This is a genomic window from Noviluteimonas lactosilytica, from assembly GCF_020866925.1.
GTDB classification, from domain to species: Bacteria; Pseudomonadota; Gammaproteobacteria; order Xanthomonadales; family Xanthomonadaceae; genus Noviluteimonas; species Noviluteimonas lactosilytica.
Map to the genome: position 1 here is coordinate 198,121 of NZ_JAJGAK010000002.1, position 16,707 is coordinate 214,827.

The 16,707-nt window shown below is 67.5% G+C and carries 15 protein-coding genes; 14 read left to right on the forward strand and 1 reads right to left on the reverse strand.

Annotation, left to right across the window (positions count from 1 at the left end; translation table 11 throughout):
• The first annotated feature begins 167 nt into the window (after nt 1-167).
• Genes LK996_RS10115 through LK996_RS10130 form a run of 4 tightly spaced genes read left to right on the forward strand, consistent with a single transcriptional unit; the run spans nt 168 to nt 2,946 of the window.
• Nucleotides 168-632, forward strand: coding sequence for a hypothetical protein (locus tag LK996_RS10115; RefSeq protein WP_230527058.1), 465 nt, complete (start codon nt 168-170; stop codon nt 630-632).
• 3 nt (nt 633-635) lie between these two features.
• Nucleotides 636-1,016, forward strand: coding sequence for a GntR family transcriptional regulator (locus tag LK996_RS10120; protein WP_230527059.1), 381 nt, complete (start codon nt 636-638; stop codon nt 1,014-1,016).
• Nucleotides 1,013-1,894, forward strand: a complete 882-nt coding sequence (locus LK996_RS10125; RefSeq protein WP_230527060.1) for an ABC transporter ATP-binding protein — start codon at nt 1,013-1,015, stop codon at nt 1,892-1,894. Before LK996_RS10120 ends, LK996_RS10125 begins: the two co-directional genes overlap by 4 nt.
• A 47-nt stretch (nt 1,895-1,941) precedes the next feature.
• Complete coding sequence (locus LK996_RS10130; RefSeq protein WP_230527536.1) at nt 1,942-2,946, forward strand: hypothetical protein; 1,005 nt, start codon at nt 1,942-1,944, stop codon at nt 2,944-2,946.
• A 99-nt stretch (nt 2,947-3,045) separates the two neighbouring features.
• Here LK996_RS10130 and LK996_RS10135 read toward each other — a convergent pair whose 3' ends face one another.
• Entirely contained in the window at nt 3,046-4,491 is a 1,446-nt protein-coding gene (locus tag LK996_RS10135) for a class II fumarate hydratase (RefSeq protein WP_255656688.1), read from the reverse strand.
• An 87-nt stretch (nt 4,492-4,578) separates the two neighbouring features.
• Between LK996_RS10135 and purB the strand changes: the two genes are divergently transcribed.
• The 10 genes from purB to LK996_RS10185 all read left to right on the forward strand — a co-directional run bounded on the left by purB (nt 4,579) and on the right by LK996_RS10185 (nt 16,703).
• Nucleotides 4,579-5,946: an adenylosuccinate lyase gene (gene purB, locus LK996_RS10140; protein WP_230527061.1), complete on the forward strand. Its 1,368-nt coding sequence runs from the start codon at nt 4,579-4,581 to the stop codon at nt 5,944-5,946.
• Between the two features lie 16 nt (nt 5,947-5,962).
• On the forward strand, nt 5,963-6,364 hold the full coding sequence (locus LK996_RS10145) for a VOC family protein (RefSeq protein ID WP_230527062.1): 402 nt from the start codon (nt 5,963-5,965) through the stop codon (nt 6,362-6,364).
• A complete protein-coding gene (locus LK996_RS10150) occupies nt 6,361-7,578 on the forward strand; it encodes a cupin domain-containing protein (RefSeq protein ID WP_230527063.1) in 1,218 nt (405 codons plus the stop codon). Before LK996_RS10145 ends, LK996_RS10150 begins: the two co-directional genes overlap by 4 nt.
• Nucleotides 7,575-8,504, forward strand: coding sequence for a GNAT family N-acetyltransferase (locus LK996_RS10155; protein WP_230527064.1), 930 nt, complete (start codon nt 7,575-7,577; stop codon nt 8,502-8,504). Before LK996_RS10150 ends, LK996_RS10155 begins: the two co-directional genes overlap by 4 nt.
• A gap of 126 nt (nt 8,505-8,630) precedes the next feature.
• Nucleotides 8,631-11,483, forward strand: a complete 2,853-nt coding sequence (locus LK996_RS10160) for a 2-oxoglutarate dehydrogenase E1 component (RefSeq protein WP_230527065.1) — start codon at nt 8,631-8,633, stop codon at nt 11,481-11,483.
• Between the two features lie 48 nt (nt 11,484-11,531).
• Nucleotides 11,532-12,746 (forward strand): dihydrolipoyllysine-residue succinyltransferase, encoded by a 1,215-nt coding sequence (gene sucB / locus LK996_RS10165; RefSeq protein ID WP_230527066.1) that lies wholly within the window; start codon nt 11,532-11,534, stop codon nt 12,744-12,746.
• Nucleotides 12,747-12,752: 6 nt separating this feature from the next.
• Nucleotides 12,753-14,180, forward strand: a complete 1,428-nt coding sequence (lpdA, locus tag LK996_RS10170) for a dihydrolipoyl dehydrogenase (protein WP_230527067.1) — start codon at nt 12,753-12,755, stop codon at nt 14,178-14,180.
• A gap of 71 nt (nt 14,181-14,251) precedes the next feature.
• Complete coding sequence (locus LK996_RS10175) at nt 14,252-15,109, forward strand: class I SAM-dependent methyltransferase (RefSeq protein WP_230527068.1); 858 nt, start codon at nt 14,252-14,254, stop codon at nt 15,107-15,109.
• On the forward strand, nt 15,109-15,702 hold the full coding sequence (locus LK996_RS10180) for an LOG family protein (protein WP_230527069.1): 594 nt from the start codon (nt 15,109-15,111) through the stop codon (nt 15,700-15,702). The genes LK996_RS10175 and LK996_RS10180 overlap by 1 nt, the downstream gene beginning before the upstream one ends.
• A complete protein-coding gene (locus LK996_RS10185) occupies nt 15,699-16,703 on the forward strand; it encodes a YhdH/YhfP family quinone oxidoreductase (protein WP_230527540.1) in 1,005 nt (334 codons plus the stop codon). Before LK996_RS10180 ends, LK996_RS10185 begins: the two co-directional genes overlap by 4 nt.
• The last annotated feature ends 4 nt before the right edge of the window (nt 16,704-16,707 follow it).

A 16,707-nucleotide genomic window follows, 5' to 3' on the forward strand; every position in this document is an offset into this window, starting at 1 on the left:
TCGGCAGCCTTCGGCGTGGGAAGGGCCGAAGCATGCCACGACCGTGCGTCGGCTCCCCGGCGGTCGATGGGCTCTATGCCTTTAGTTGGGTCAGTTGGTTGTTGACCGGGGGAATCTTGGTGTTATAGTTGCCTACAACACCGATCACCCAGAGCAGGACGTTCACCATGAACCGCAAGCTCCACAACTCGGTCACCGCGCTGGTCGCGACTTCCGGGCTGCTCGTGTTGAGCCTGATGGCGGCGAACCCGATCCGTTCCCACCTCCCGGGCGCGGACATCGCCCCGGTGGTGCAGCAGGTTCCGGCCGCGCCGGCGCCGGCCGCGAACGTCGCGACCGAAGCCCGCCACGCCGTCGAAGCCGCGAAGCGCATCGAAGCGCGCGCCGCCGACCTCCAAGCGCGCCTGGCCCAGACGAAGAACACGAACGAAGCGATCGGCGAAATCGTCGGTTTCGCCGCCGAGGCCGCCACCCTCGCCTCCATCGCCGCCGCGATGGACGGCGTGGAAACCGGCGACGCCGCGATCGTCGACGCCGACACCGAACGCTCCACCAACACCCCGGCGCGCAAGCGCGCCCACGGCCGCCAGTCGGTCGCGATGCCCTTCTTCTCCTTTGCGCCGCGAGGCTGAGCCATGACTGCAATCGAATGGAGCGACGGCGCTCCCATCTATCGCCAGCTGAAGGATCGTGTCGTAGCGATGTTGCTCGACGGGATCCTGAAGCCGGGGGACGCGCTGCCCTCGGTGCGCCAGGTGGCCGCCGAATACCAACTCAATCCCATCACCGTCTCGCGCGCCTACCAGGAGCTCGCGGACGAAGCCATCGTCGAAAAACGCAGGGGACTCGGCATGTACGTCACGGAAGGTGCATCGGAAAAACTGCTGAGCAGCGAGCGCGAGCGCTTCCTGCACGAAGAGTGGCCGCTCGTGCTGGAACGGATCCAGCGCCTCGGGCTGTCGATCGACCGCCTGTTGCGCAACGCTGCGCCCTCGCCGGCCGGAGACCAGGCATGAACGCGACCGCCACCGACACCCGCACCGTCGTCAGCGCGCGCAACCTGCGCAAGGCGTACAAGAACAAGCTCGCCCTCGACGGCACCGCATTCGAAATCCCGTCGGGCCGCATCGTGGGCCTGATCGGCCCGAACGGCGCCGGCAAGACCACCGCGCTCAAGGCGATGCTCGGCCTGATCCCGTTCGACGGCGAGCTGCACGTGCTCGGCCGCGATCCGCGCACCGAGCGCGACGCGCTGATGAACGACGTGTGCTTCATCGCCGACGTCGCCGTGCTGCCGCGCTGGATGCGCGTGCGCGAAGCGATCGAGTTCGTGTCCGGCGTGCATCCGCGCTTCGACCGCGCGCGTTGCGAACGCTTCCTCGCCAACACCAAGCTCACGCCCAACCTCAAGGTGCGCGAGTTGTCCAAGGGCATGATCGTGCAGTTGCACCTCGCCCTCGTGATGGCGATCGACGCGAAGCTGCTCGTCCTCGACGAACCCACGCTCGGCCTCGACATCCTGTATCGCAAGCAGTTCTACCAGCGCCTGCTGGAGGACTACTTCGACGAAGACAAGACGATCGTGATCACCACGCACCAGGTCGAGGAGATCGAACACATCCTCACCGACGTGATGTTCATCCGCGACGGCAAGATCGTGTTGTCCGCGCCGATGGAAGACGTGGGCCAGCGCTACGTCGAAGTCCTCGTCAACGCCGACCGCGCCGAGGAAGCGCGCGGCCTGCGCCCGATCGACGAACGCACGCTGCCGTTCGGCAAGACCGTGATGCTGTTCGACGGCGTCGAACACGGACGCCTGGCCGGCCTGGGTGAAACCCGCACGCCCGGTCTCGCCGACCTGTTCGTCGCCACCATGAAGGGAACCTACGCATGAACGCTTCCATCCCGTACGACGGCGAAACCCCGCGCAACCCGACGCCGATGGCCGCGCCGCACCCGACGCACAAGCTCAAGCTGCTGCTGCGCCGCGAGTTCTGGGAACACAAGGGCGGCTTCTTCTGGGCGCCGTTGATCGCCGGCGGCATCTTCCTGGTGTTCATGACGATGGCGTGGATCGTCGGCGAAGTGATCATGCGCAAGGCGATGGCCGACGGGCAGATCAACATCGACGACGAGTTCAAGATCAACGGACTCGACCTCGGCGTGCTGACCGGCCGCATGAAGCCCGAAGACTTCCAGGTCTGGGGCCAGGGCCTCGACCTGTCGCTGGTCGGCGCGATGAGCTGGCCCCTGATGGTGCTGGGCTTCGTCGTGTTCTTCTACTGCCTCGGCGCGTTGTACGACGAGCGCAAGGATCGCAGCGTGCTGTTCTGGAAGTCGCTGCCGGTTTCCGATCGCGACACCGTCGTGTCGAAGGCGCTGAGCGCGCTGTTCGTGGCGCCTGGCATCGCGCTGGTCGCGGGCATCGCGACGATGTTCGGCCTGCTCCTGCTGGCGAGCGTCATCGTGCTGGTGCACGGCGGCAACCCGTACACGCTGCTGTGGGGTCCGGGCAGCCCGCTCAAGGTGGTGCTGAACGTCCTCATGAGCATTCCGGTCTACGCACTGTGGGCGCTGCCGACCGTCGGCTGGCTGATGCTCTGCTCGGTGTGGGCGCGCAGCAAGCCGTTCCTGTGGGCGGTGATGATCCCGGTGTTCGCCGGCATCTTCGTGGCCTGGTTCGACATCATGAACCTGTTCAACCTCGACACGCTCTGGTTCTGGAAGAACATCGTCGCCCGCTCGCTGGGTTCGGTCTTCCCCGGCATGTGGATGACCGAGATGGACCTGAGCCACATCAACGGCAAGGAAGAACTCGACCAGCTCTTCAGCCTGTCCACGATGTACTCGGTGTTCAAGACGCCGAACATCTGGGTCGGCGCGGTGGCCGGCATCGCGATGATCTTCGGCGCGATCCGCCTGCGCCGCTGGCGCGACGACAACTGATACGCAACACCGAATCTGGATGGATGGACACTTGCCCCGGCGGAAACGCCGGGGCTTTTTTTCGTGTGCGTGATGGCGCGCGTGCGATTGCGTGAAGCGTCAGCCGCCCCCGCCGCCACCGCCCGCGCGAATCCCGCCCTTCGTCAGAGACGCCGGATCGAGCAGCTGCTTCAACTTCGCCGCAGGCAACCCGCTCATCTCCAGCGCGACATCGAACACCGCGCGCTGCTCCGCGTACGCCTTCTTCGCGATCGCCGCCGCGCGTTCGTAACCGATGACCGGATTGAGCGCCGTCACCAGGATCGGATTGCGCCCGAGCGCTTCATCGACCTTGTCCTTGCGCACCTTGATGCCCGCGATCGCCGTGTCGGCGAGCAGGCGCATGACGTTCGACAACAGCCCGATCGACTCCAGCAGGTTCGCCCCGATCAGCGGCAGCATCACGTTGAGCTGGAAGTTGCCCGATGCGCCGGCGATCGACACGGTCGCGTGGTGGCCCATCACCTGCGCGCACACCATGCACGTCGCTTCGGGGATCACCGGATTCACCTTGCCCGGCATGATCGAACTGCCGGGTTGCAGCGCGGGCAGTTCGATTTCGCCCAGGCCCGCGAGCGGTCCGGCGTTCATCCAGCGCAAGTCGTTGGCGATCTTCATCAGCGCGACCGCGAGCGCATTGAGCTGGCCCGACAGTTCCACCGCATCGTCCTGCGATGCGATGCCTTCGAACTTGTCGGCCGCCGAATCGAAGCGCGTGCCCGATACCTTCGTCAGCGCCTGCGCCATGCGCTTGCCGAAGCGCGGGTCGGCGTTGATGCCGGTGCCGATGGCCGTGCCGCCGATGGGCAAGCGGCGCAGGCGCTTGCTGCAATCGACCAGGCGCGCCTTCGCGGATGCCAATTGCGACGCCCACGCGCCGAATTCCTGGCCGAAGGTCAGCGGCATCGCATCCATCAGGTGCGTGCGGCCGGTCTTGGTGATCTTCGCGAAAGCCTTCCCCTTGCGATCGATCGTGTACCAGAGGTGGTCGAGCGTCGGCAGCAACGTTTCGACCACGGCGAGTTGCGCCGACACGCGGATCGCCGTCGGGATCACGTCGTTGGAACTCTGCCCGAGGTTCACGTCGTCGTTGGGATGCACCGACGGGCCCGCCTGCGATGCGAGCGCGGCGATGACCTCGTTGGCGTTCATGTTGCTCGAGGTGCCCGAGCCGGTCTGGTAGATGTCGATCGGGAACTGCGCGTCGTGCGCGCCGTTCGCCACCGCCAGCGCGGCGTTGCGGATCGCGACGGACTTGCGCTTGGAAAGCAGCCCGAGCCCGGCGTTCACGTCGGCCGCCGAGGCCTTGATGAGCCCGAGCGCGCGGATGAAGCCGCGCGGCATCGGCCGGCCGGAAATCGGGAAGTTCTGCACCGCGCGCTGGGTCTGCGCGCCCCAGAGCGCGTCCCCGGGAACGCGCAGTTCGCCCATGCTGTCGTGCTCGATACGGTCGCCGTGCGAACGGGCCGGCTTCGATCGGGCCGGAGAACTGCGCTTCTTCGCCATGCCTGGCTCCTGATGGGCGTCCGGCCGGGAGCATACGCCCGCAAGCGTTTAAACTTCCGCGCCTCCCCTGCCGATCAAGCCGCCCCGATGACCGACGCCCCGCTGCTCGCCCTGTCCCCGCTCGATGGCCGCTACGCGGGCAAGGTCGACGCGCTGCGCCCGATCTTCTCCGAGTACGGGCTGATCAAGGCGCGCGTGACGGTCGAAGTCGAATGGCTGCTCGCGCTGGCCGACGAGCCGGGCATCGTCGAACTCGCGCCCTTCTCCGCGACCGCGCGCGAACGCCTCAAGGCGCTGGCCGCGAACCTCTCCGTCGCCGACGCCGCGCGCGTGAAGGAGATCGAGCGCACGACCAACCACGACGTCAAGGCGGTGGAGTACCTGATCAAGGAACGCCTGAAGGACGACGCCGAGCTCGGCCCCGCGCTCGAGTTCGTCCACTTCGCCTGCACCAGCGAAGACATCAACAACCTTTCGTACGCGTTGATGCTGCGCGAAGCGCGCGACACCGTGCTGCTGCCGAAGCTCGACGAAATGATCGCGAAGCTGCGCGCGATGGCGCACGACCACGCCGCGCTGCCGATGCTCTCGCGCACGCATGGCCAGACCGCCTCGCCCACCACGGTCGGCAAGGAAATCGCGAACGTCGTGGCGCGCCTGGATCGCCAGCGCCTCGTGCTCGCGGGCCTGCCGATGCCGGGCAAGATCAACGGCGCGGTCGGCAACTACAACGCGCACGTCAGCGCGTATCCCGACATCGATTGGGAAGCGCTGTCGAACAAGTTCGTGACCTCGCTCGGCCTGACGTGGCAGCCCTACACCACGCAGATCGAACCGCACGACGGCGTCGCCGAACTGTGCGATGCATGCAAGCGCATCGACACCATCGCGATCGACCTGTGCCGCGACGTGTGGGGCTACATCTCGCTCGGCTATTTCAAGCAGGCGGTGAAGGCCGGCGAAGTCGGCAGCTCGACGATGCCGCACAAGGTCAACCCGATCGACTTCGAGAACGCGGAAGGCAACTTCGGCATCGCCAATGCGTTGTTCGAACATTTCGCCGCGAAGCTGCCGATCAGCCGCTGGCAGCGCGACCTCACCGACTCCACGGTGCTGCGCGCGCTCGGCACTGCGTTCGGCCATTCGCTCATCGGCTTCGACGCCTTGATGCGCGGCCTGAACAAGCTCAGCGCGAATCCCGAGCGCCTCGCCGCCGATCTCGACGCGGCGTGGGAAGTGCTGGCCGAAGCCGTGCAGACGGTGATGCGCCGCCACGGCCTGCCCAACCCGTACGAACAACTCAAGGCGCTGACGCGCGGCACCGGCATCACCGCCGAGTCGATGCAGGCGTTCATCGCGACACTCGACCTGCCGGCCGACGCACGCGATCGCCTCGGCAAGCTCACGCCCGCGACCTACATCGGCCTGGCCGAGCGCCTCGCGAAGAACATCTGACGCAACGGAGGGCGCGATGAAGATGCTGGTCAACATCGACGTCCCGGACCTCGCCGCCGCCGAACGCTTCTTCGCCGACGCCTTCGGCCTGCGCCGCGGGCGCCGTTTCGGCGGCGATGCACTGGAAATGCTCGGCGGCGACGCGCCGGTCTACTTGCTGCACAAGGAAGCCGGAACGATCGCTGCGGGCGCGTCCGCGCGCGACTACCTGCGCCACTGGACGCCGGTGCATGTCGATGTCGTCGTCGACGATCTCGACGCCGCGCTGATCCGCGCGGTCGCCGCGGGCGCGACGCAGGAAGGCGCCGTGCGCGACGCCGGCTGGGGCCGCATCGTGCAGTTGTCCGATCCGTGGGGTCACGGCTGGTGCCTGGTCCAGTTCCTCGGCCGCGGTTACGACGAGATCGCCACCCAATGAAACGCGCGCGCAATCCCAATCTTCCCTTCGAAGTCGACGCCGCGCTGCAACCGCCGCTCGGCATGACGCCCGACAAGTTCCTGCGCGATTTCTGGCAGAAGCGGCCATTGCTGATCCGCAACGCGTTCCCCGGCTTCGTGTCGCCGATCGCACCGGAAGACCTCGCGGGCCTGGCGTGCGAAGAAGCGGCGCTGTCGCGCCTGATCGCGCACGATCGCAGCGGCGATTCGTGGATGGTGCGGCACGGGCCGTTCGAGGAAGACCTCTTCCCGCAACTCGGCGACCACGACTGGACCTTGCTCGTGCAGGACGTCGACAAGTGGGACGCCGATGTCGCATCGCTGCTGCCCGCGTTTTCGTTCCTGCCGCGCTGGCGCATCGACGACATCATGGTGTCGTTCGCCGCGACCGGCGGCTCGGTCGGCGCGCACGTCGACCAGTACGACGTGTTCCTGCTGCAGGCCCACGGGCATCGGCGCTGGCAGATCGATGCGTCGCTCGCGCTCGGGCGCGACGAACCCGACATCGCGTTCCGCAACGACGTCGAACTCAAGCTGCTGCAGGAATTCCATCCCACCCACGAGTGGGTGCTGGAACCCGGCGACATGCTCTATCTCCCGCCCGGCGTGCCGCACCACGGCGTCGCCGAGGATCCGTGCCTCACCTTCTCGGTCGGCATGCGCGCGCCGTCGACCGCCGAGCTGCTCGGCGATTTCGTCGACACGCTCGCCGCCGATGCGGACGAAGCGCTGCGCTACAACGATCCCGACCTCGCCGTCCCCGAAGATCCCAACGAAATCGACGACGCCGCGATGACGCGCGCGATCGCCGCGTTGAATGCGCTGCGCATGAACGACCCCGATCGGCTCGGCGACTGGTTCGCGCGCTTCACCACGCTGTATCGCGCGGCCGGCGAAGTCGCACCGCCGGATTCGGTGCCTTCGCGGATCGAAATCGAGTGGGACCTTGGCCAGGGCGTGCGCCTGGTGCGGCATCCGTTCTCGCGCGCGGTGTGGCGTCGCGCCGGCAAGGGCGCGCGCTTGTTCGTCAGCGGCCTGGGCTTCGCGTTGCCCGTGAAGGACGCGCGAACGATCGCCGCAGCCACCATGCTCGACGGCAGGGAATACACCGCGCTGTCGCAGGCCGGTCGCGATGCGGTCTTCGCGTTGTTCGAAGCAGGCCACTACCAGATGCTGACGGACGAGGACGAATGAACGCTGCCATGGAGAGCGACCCCACCCAGCCCTTCCGCGTCGACGCTGTCGACTACGAGCCGGCGCTCGACGCGCTGCGTGCGGTGCGCGAAACGGTGTTCGTCGAAGAACAGCAGGTTCCGCTCGAACTCGAATGGGACGAGCTCGACCCGCGTTGCGTGCACGTGCTCGCGCGCGCCCTCGACGGCACGCCGATCGGCACCGGCCGCCTCACGCCCGAACACAAGATCGGCCGCATGGCGGTGTTGCGCGAATGGCGCGGCAAGGGCGTCGGCGACGCGATGCTGCTCGCGCTGATCGAACAGGCGCGCCGCCGCGGCTGGCGCGAGGTCTCGCTGCATGCGCAGGCCTCGGCGATCGACTTCTACCTGCGCCACGGCTTCGCGCCCTACGGCGAACGTTTCGAAGAAGCCGGCATCGAGCATCAATCGATGCGCCGCACGATCTCGGGCCCGACCGCCATCGACGATCGCGACGCGGCGATCCGCACCGTCGTCGACATCCTCGGCGCCGCGCGCAGGCACGCCTGGCTCTACACGCGCGACCTCGACCCGGGGCTGTTCGACGCACCGCCCGTGATCGAGGCGCTGCGCCGCTTCGGCACCGCCGGCCGCGGCAACGAACTGCGCGTGCTCCTGCAGGATGCGGGCACGCCGCAACGCGGGCATTCGCCGTTCCTCGCACTCGCGCAGCGCTTGCCGAGCGTGTTCGCGTTCCGCGAAGTCGAGGACCCGGTCGATCGCGCCTATCCGTCGGCCTACCTGGCCAACGACCTCGGCGGCTATTACTTCCGCACGCTCGGCCATCGCTTCGACGGCGAGGCCGACCTGCACGCACCGGGCCGCGCACGCCAGCTGCGCGGGGCCTTCATGGCCGTGTGGGAACGCGCGCGCCCGGTCAGCGAATATCGCGCGTTGGGGATTTGAGCCAACGCTCGGGGTGCAGCGCGCAGGATGGCGGGTCTATAATTCCCGGCCTTTCGCGCCGTCCAGCCCGGCTGGATATTGCGCGCGACGCCTTTTGCCCCCATCGAAGAGCTTCCCGACCCCATTGTGGACAGTCTCCTGAAGCAGTTTGCGCAGTCCTCCCAACTCGGCGCCAATGCCGCCTACCTCGAGGACCTGTACGAGCAGTACCTGGTCGCCCCGGATAGCGTGGGGCCGAAATGGAAGGCGTATTTCGACGCTTTCAAGGGCCGTGAAGCCGGCGACATCCCGCACAGCGTGGTGATGGAACAGGTCGCCGACGCGGGCCGCCGCGCCGCGCGCGGCCTGCTCGACGCCGCACCGGCCGCGGGCGCGGGCGATGCCCGCGAGCGCTCGGTCGGTCGCCTGATCACCGCCTATCGCTCGCGCGGCCACCTGCAGGCCAACCTCGACCCGCTCGGCATGGCCGTGAAGCCGGAAGCGCCCGATCTCGCGCTCGGCTTCCACCACCTGTCGGAAGGCGACCTCGACGCCGAGTTCTCCACCGGCGGCGTCGCCGGCAAGCAGCACATGAAGCTGCGCGAGCTCGTCACGCTGCTCAAGGCGACCTACACCGGCTCGATCGGCGCCGAGTACATGCACATCACCGACGTCGAACAGCGTCGCTGGATGCAGGAACGCCTGGAAGCCGCCGGCGGCAACTACGGCCGCACGCCGGAGCAGAAGGCCCGCATCCTCGAGCGCCTCACCGCCGCGGAAGGCCTCGAGAAGTACCTGCACACGAAGTACGTCGGCCAGAAGCGCTTCTCGCTGGAAGGCGGCGACACGCTGATCCCGATGCTCGACGTGATGATCCGTCGCGGCGGCGAGAACGGCGTGCGCGAAGTCGTGATGGGCATGGCCCACCGCGGCCGCCTCAACGTGCTGGTCAACACGCTCGGCAAGCCGCCGCGCAAGCTGTTCGACGAATTCGAAGGTCGCTTCGAACACGTCGAAGACGGCCTGGCGCACACCGGCGACGTGAAGTACCACATGGGTTTCTCCGCCGACGTCGCCACCGGCGGCGGTCCGGTGCACCTTGCGCTGGCCTTCAATCCTTCGCACCTCGAGATCGTCGACCCGGTGGTCGTCGGTTCGGTGCGTTCGCGTCAGTTGCGCCGCAAGGACGCCGAGCGCAAGAGCGTGCTGCCGATCCTGATGCACGGCGATGCCGCGTTCGCGGGCCAGGGCGTGGTGATGGAACTGTTCCAGATGTCGCAGGCCCGCGGCTTCGCCGTCGGCGGCACCGTCCACATCGTCATCAACAACCAGGTCGGCTTCACCACCAGCGCCGCCGAAGACGCGCGTTCGACGCTCTACTGCACGGACGTCGCGAAGATGGTCGGCGCGCCGGTGCTGCACGTGAACGGCGACGACCCGGAAGCGGTGGCCTTCGTGGCCGAGCTCGCGTTCGACTTCCGCCAGCGCTTCGCGAAGGACGTCGTCGTCGACCTCGTCTGCTATCGCCGCCACGGCCACAACGAAGCCGACGAGCCGGCGGCCACGCAGCCGCTGATGTACCAGAAGATCCGCGCGATGAAGACCACGCGCGAGCTGTACGCCGCGCGCCTGGACGCCGCGGGCGACATCAGGGCCGACCAGTCGCAGGCGCTCGTCGACGCGTATCGCGCGAAGCTCGACGCCGGCGAAGTCACGACCGAAGTGGTCGAGGTCAACGGCGACGAGTTCACCGTCGACTGGTCGAAGTTCCTCAAGGGCAAGCTGTCGGACAAGGTCGACACGACCGTGCCGCGCAAGACGCTCGACGCGCTCGCCAGGCAGATCAACACCATCCCGGACAGCGTCAAGCTGCACGCGCGCGTGGCGAAGATCTACGAAGACCGCCGCAAGATGGCCGCGGGCGAACAGCCCGGCGACTGGGGCTTCGCCGAAAACCTCGCGTACGCGACGCTGCTGGCCGAAGGCGAAAAGCTGCGCCTCGTCGGCCAGGACTGCGGCCGCGGCACGTTCTTCCATCGCCACGCGATCCTGCACGACCAGAACACCGACGCGTACTACCTGCCGTTGCGTGAGCTGGTGAAGGAAAAGCAGGACGTCACCATCATCGATTCGCTGCTCAGCGAAGAAGCGGTCATGGCGTTCGAATACGGCTACGCCACCGCCGATCCCGGCACGCTCGACATCTGGGAAGCGCAGTTCGGCGACTTCGCCAATGGCGCGCAGGTCGTGATCGACCAGTTCCTGTCGTCGGGCGAAGCGAAGTGGGGCCGCCTGTGCGGACTCGCGCTGTTCCTGCCGCACGGCTACGAAGGCCAGGGCCCGGAGCACAGCTCCGCGCGCCTGGAGCGCTTCCTGCAGTTGTGCGCGCTCGACAACATGCTCGTGTGCACGCCGACCACGCCGGCGCAGGCGTACCACATGATCCGCCGCCAGCAGCGCATGAACACGCGCAAGCCGCTGGTGGTGATGACGCCGAAGTCGCTGCTGCGCCACAAGCTCGCGGTGTCCACGCTCGACGAACTCGCCAACGGAACGTTCCAGACACTGATTCCCGCAACCAACGTCGGCACGAAGGCCGCGGACCTGAAGAAGGTCAAGCGCGTCGTCGTGTGCGGCGGCAAGGTCTACTACGACCTGCTCGAGGAAGCGACGAAGCGCGAGATCAAGGACGTCGCGATCGTTCGCGTCGAACAGCTGTATCCGTTCCCGCGTCCGGAACTGATCGCCGAACTGCGGCGCTTCCCCGCCGCCACCGAAGTCGTGTGGTGCCAGGAAGAACCGCAGAACCAGGGCGCGTGGTACCAGATCAACCACCACCTGCGTGCGTGCCTGCAGCCGAAGCAGGCGTTGCATTACGCCGGCCGCACGCGCTCGCCCTCGCCCGCCGCGGGCCACCTCGCCGAACACGTCGCCGAACAGGCCGCGCTCGTCGCCGACGCACTGGTCAATCCGGTGCATGGCGACACTTGCGCGGAATGATCGGCAAGCAGATCGAACGACACCCTTTACGCACCCAGGACGCCTGATATGGCCATCGAAGTCAAAGTTCCGGTCCTCCCCGAATCCGTTTCCGACGCGACCATCGCGACCTGGCACAAGAAGGCGGGCGACGCGGTCAAGCGCGACGAAAACCTGCTGGACCTGGAGACCGACAAGGTCGTGCTCGAAGTGCCCTCGCCGGTCGACGGCGTGCTCAAGGAAATCAAGTTCGAAGAAGGCGCCACCGTCACGTCGCAGCAGGTCATCGCGGTGATCGAGGAAGGCGCCGCTGCCGCTGCCGCGCCGAAGGCGGAAGCGCCGAAGGCTGAAGCACCGAAGGCTGCCGCTCCGGCCGCCGCTGCGCCTGCCGCCGCTGCACCCGCGAAGGCCGCGTCGCCGGCGCCTGCTGCCGCGTCGGGCGAACTTCCGCCGGGCGCGCGCTTCACCGCTGCCTCCGAAGGCATCGATCCGTCGCAGGTCGCCGGCACCGGCCGCCGCGGCGCGGTGACGAAGGAAGACCTCGTCAACTACGCGAAGGCCGGCGGCGCCGTCGCTGCTTCGGCGCGCCCGGAACAGCGCGTGCCGATGACGCGCATGCGCGCGCGCATCGCCGAACGCCTGATGCAGTCGAAGAACTCCATCGCGATGCTGACCTCGTTCAACGAGGTCAACCTCGCGAACGTGATGAAGATGCGCAAGGAGCTCGGCGAATCGTTCGAGAAGGCCAACGGCATCAAGCTCGGCTTCATGTCGTTCTTCGCGAAGGCCGCCGCCAACGCGCTCGCGCGCCACCCGGCCGTCAACGCATCGGTCGACGGCAACGACGTGATCTATCACGGCTACGCCGACATCTCGATCGCGGTCTCGACCGACAAGGGCCTGGTCACGCCGGTCCTGCGCAACGTCGAACGCATGGGCTTCGCCGAAATCGAAGCCGGCATCGCGGCGTACGCGAAGGCCGCGCGCGAAGGCGGGCTCAAGCTCGAAGACCTGCAGGGCGGCACGTTCACGATCACCAACGGCGGCACGTTCGGTTCGCTGATGTCCACGCCGATCGTCAATCCGCCGCAGAGCGCGATCCTCGGCATGCACGCCATCAAGGAACGTCCGATCGTCGAGAACGGCGCCATCGTCGCCGCGCCGATGATGTACATCGCGCTGAGCTACGACCACCGCATCATCGACGGCAAGGACGCGGTGCTGTTCCTGGTCGACATCAAGAACCAGCTCGAAAATCCGCACCGCATGCTGCTGGGGATGTAAGACGAAATGGCCACGGAAAACTTCGACGTCATCGTGATCGGCGCGGGCCCCGCGGGCTACCACGCCGCCATCCGCGCCGCGCAGCTCGGCCTCAAGACCGCGTGCATCGACGCCGCGCTCGGCAAGGACGGCAAGCCCGCCCTCGGCGGCACGTGCCTGCGCGTGGGCTGCATTCCGTCCAAGGCGCTGCTCGACAGCTCGCGCCAGTTCTGGAACCTCACGCACCTGTTCGGCGAACACGGCATCAGCGCCAAGGATCCGCAGATCGACGTCGGCGCGATGATCGGTCGCAAGGACAAGATCGTGAAGCAGTTCACCGGCGGCATCGCGATGCTGTTCAAGGCGAACAAGGTCACGGCGTACTACGGCTTCGGGCAGCTGCAGCCGGGCAACGTCGTCACCGTCAAGCAGCACGACGGTTCGACGGTGGAGCTCAAGGGCACCAACGTCGTCATCGCCGCGGGTTCGGATTCGATCGAACTGCCGTTCGCGAAGTTCGACCAGAAGATGATCATCGACAACGTCGGTGCGCTCGACCTGACCGAAGTGCCCAAGCGCCTCGGCGTGATCGGCGCCGGCGTGATTGGCCTGGAACTCGGCTCGGTGTGGAAGCGCCTCGGCGCCGAAGTCACGATCCTCGAAGCGCTGCCCGATTTCCTCGCGGCCGCCGACGCGGAAGTGGCGAAGACCGCCGCGCGCGAGTTCAAGAAGCAGGGCCTCGACATCCGCCTCGGCGCGAAGGTGTCGAAGGCCGACATCAAGAAGAACGAAGTCCACGTCACCTACACCGACGCGAAGGGCGAACAGACGATCGTCGTCGACAAGCTGCTCGTGTCGGTCGGCCGTCGTGCGGCGACCAAGGGCCTGCTCGCGGAAGGCACGGGCGTGAAGCTCGATGCGCGCGGCATGGTCGAAGTCGACGAGCACTGCCACACCGGCGTCGACGGCGTGTGGGCGATCGGCGACTGCGTGCGTGGCCCGATGCTCGCGCACAAGGGCTTCGAGGAAGGCATCGCGGTCGCCGAGCTGATCGCCGGCCTGCCGGGCCACGTCAACATGGACACGATTCCGTGGGTCATCTACACGGAACCGGAGATCGCGTGGGTCGGCAAGACCGAAGAGCAGCTCAAGGCCGACGGCACGCCGTACAAGGCCGGCAGCTTCCCGTTCGCGGCGCTGGGCCGCGCGGTGGCGATGGCCGAACCGGCGGGCTTCGTGAAGGTGATCGCGCACGCGGAAACCGACCGCATCCTCGGCATGCACCTGGTCGGCGTGAACGTCTCCGAGCTCGTGCATGAAGGCGTGCTCGCGATGGAGTTCAGCGGCTCGGCCGACGATCTCGCCCGCATCTGCCATGCGCATCCGACGCTGTCGGAAGCGGTGCACGACGCGGCGATGGCGGTCAGCAAGCGGGCGATCCACAAGGCGAACTGACGTTCGTCGCGATGGCGTAAAGTGAACGGCGCACCTCGGTGCGCCGTTTGCGTTCCAGGAGTCGCAATTCGATGGCCGACAGCAATCCCATCCGCAACGTCTCCGACACCGCGCTCTGGGTCGCGATCTATCGCGCGATGGAATCCGAGCGCGCCGATGCGCACTTCCACGATCCGTTCGCGCGTCGCCTTGGCGGCGCGCGCGGGCAGGCGATCGTCGATGCCCTGCCCGACGGCGCGCAGACGGCGTGGCCGCTGGTCGTGCGCACGGCGGTGATGGACGACATCGTGCAGCAATGCATCGCGCAGGGTGCGCGCACCGTGCTCAACCTCGCCGCGGGCCTCGATGCGCGTCCCTATCGACTTCCTCTGCCCGCCGACCTGCGCTGGTTGCACGTCGACATGCCCGACATGATCGATTACTTCCGCGAGGGCATGGCCGGCGAGACGCCGAAGTGCCGGGTGGAGTTCATCGCCGCCGATTTGCGCGATGCCGACGCGCGACGCGCCGTGTTCACGAAGGCTGCCGAGGAAGGCCCGGTGCTCGCGATCACCGAAGGCCTCGTCATCTACCTGGAAGCCGACGACGTCGCCGCGCTCGCAAGCGACCTGCACGACGTCGCACGCGCGCGCTGGTGGTTGCTCGACCTCGCCTCGCCGCGCCTGCTGAAGATGCTCGAGAAGCGCTGGTCGCCGACGCTGAAGGGCGGCAACGCGCCGTTCCGCTTCGGCCCCGCCGAAGGCACGCAATGGTTCGCGCCGCACGGATGGCGCGAGCAGGAATGGCATTCGACGTGGACCGACGCTATGCGCCTGAAGCGCACGCCGCGCTTCGCCGGGTTCTGGAATTTCCTGCTCGCCATCTCGCCGCGCGATTCGCGCGAGGCGCAGTTGCGCCAGTCGGGCATCGCATTGCTGGAGGCGATCTGATGCGATCGGTGTGCGTGTATTGCGGTTCCAACGCGGGCGCGCGCCCGGCGTATGCGGACAAGGCGGTGCAACTCGGCGATCGCCTCGCGCGCGAAGGCCTCGCGGTCGTCTACGGCGGCGGCAACGTCGGCCTGATGGGCATCGTCGCCGACGCCGCGCTCGCCGCCGGCGGCGAAGTGATCGGCGTGATCCCGCAGCAACTCGTCGGCTGGGAAGTCGCGCACCAGGGCCTCACGCGCCTGGACATCGTCGCCAACATGCACGAACGCAAGGCGCGCATGTTCGACCTCAGCGACGGCTTCATCGCCCTGCCCGGCGGCTTCGGCACGCTCGACGAAATGTTCGAGATGCTGACGTGGCGCCAGCTCGGCCTTGGCGACAAGCCGTGCGGATTCCTCGATGTCGACGGGTTCTACGAGCCGCTCGCCGCGATGATGGATCGCATGGTGGAGGAGCGCTTCCTGCACGCCGACCAGCGCCGCGACCTGTGGCACGGCGACGACATGGATGCACTGATCGCATGGATGCGCGACTACGAACCCGCGCATTCGTCAAAATGGATCGACGAACGCCGCCGCAAGGACCTGCGCTGATGACCACGACCCCTGCCCGCTTCAACGCCTTCCGCATCCACGACGACGCCGCCGGCTATCGCAGCGGCATCGAACAAATCGCGCTCGACGATCTCGCGCCCGGCGAAGTGGTGATCCGCGCCGAGTATTCGTCGGTCAATTTCAAGGACGCGCTCGCGGGCACTGGCAAAGGGAAGATCCTGCGCAAGGCGCCGCTCGTGGGCGGCATCGATGTCGCGGGGCGTGTCGTCGCCTCGACCGATCCGCTGTATCGCGAAGGCGACGCGGTGCTCGCCACCGGTAGCGGCCTGAGCGAAACGCGCGACGGCGGCTATTCCGAATACGTGCGCCTGCCCGCGCAGTGGACCATCGCGTTGCCCGACGGCCTGTCGCTGCGCGAAAGCATGATCCTCGGCACCGCCGGCTTCACCGCGGCGCTCGCGTTGCTGCGCATGGAAGAGAACCGCCAGGCGCCGGCGCTCGGTCCGCTCGCGGTCACCGGTGCGACCGGGGGTGTCGGTTCGCTCGCGGTCGCGATCTTCGCGCGCGCCGGCTACCAGGTGAGCGCGATCAGCGGCAAGCCCGAAGCCGACGCCTACCTGCGCGAGCTCGGCGCGCACGAAGTGCTCGGCCGCGATGCGCTGTCGACTACGCGCCCGATGGACACCGCGCGTTTCGGCGGCGGCCTCGACAACGTCGGCGGCCCGATGCTCGCCGCCCTGCTCGCGCACACCGCGCCCTACGGCAACGTTGCCACCGCGGGCCTCGCCGCCTCTCCGGACCTCCACGCGACGGTGATGCCCTTCATCATCCGCGGCGTGTCGTTGCTGGGCGTCGCCTCCGCCGGCACCGCGCGCGATATCCGCGACGAAGTCTGGCGCCGCCTCGCCGCCGACTGGAAACCGGCGACGCTGGAACGCATCTGCACGCGCGAGGCGACCCTGTCCGACCTGCCCGATGTGTTCGACAAGATGCTCGCGGGCGGGTCGTTCGGTCGCACTTTGGTACGTTTGACATCGTAAACAG